Raw genomic sequence first — 559 nt, 5'->3', positions numbered from 1 at the left:
TGAGCGTGGCCGCCCTGCTTCGCTGTGTACTGACGGTCTTTGATTACGTCTAGGTAGAATGAGCCCATCTCGATAGAACAGAACTGCATTAGACGCTGAGTTACGGCGTGGATGTTGTATTCATCGTACGCTTTGATGATCTCTTCTTGCGCAGCAAGTGCACGACCTACCGCCCAACGGTCTAGCGCCACCATTTCTTCAGCAGGAACAATGTCTGTTGCTGGGTTGAAGCCATTTAGGTTCGCAAGGAAGAAACGCGCTGTGTTACGGATACGACGATACGCATCTGCAGAACGTTTTAGGATTTCATCAGAAACCGCAACTTCACCAGTGTAGTCTGTAGAAGCAACCCATAGACGCAAAATGTCTGCACCAAGTTTGTTCGTTACGTCTTTTGGCGCAACCACGTTACCGATAGATTTAGACATCTTACGGCCGTGACCATCAACCACGAAACCGTGCGTCAGAACTTGTTTGTATGGCGCTACACCTTTCATCGCAATTGATGAAATTAGAGAAGACTGGAACCAACCACGGTGTTGGTCAGAACCTTCAAGGT

General features: G+C 48.5%; 1 protein-coding gene. It reads right to left on the bottom strand.

The window, feature by feature from the left end:
* On the bottom strand, nucleotides 1-559 hold a 559-nt coding region (locus R8O11_RS30255), incomplete at both ends, for a class I tRNA ligase family protein (RefSeq protein WP_318195265.1).

It is taken from the genome of Vibrio sp. 1288 (genome assembly GCF_033344475.1).
This window is presented reverse-complemented; position numbering and strand designations above follow the sequence as displayed.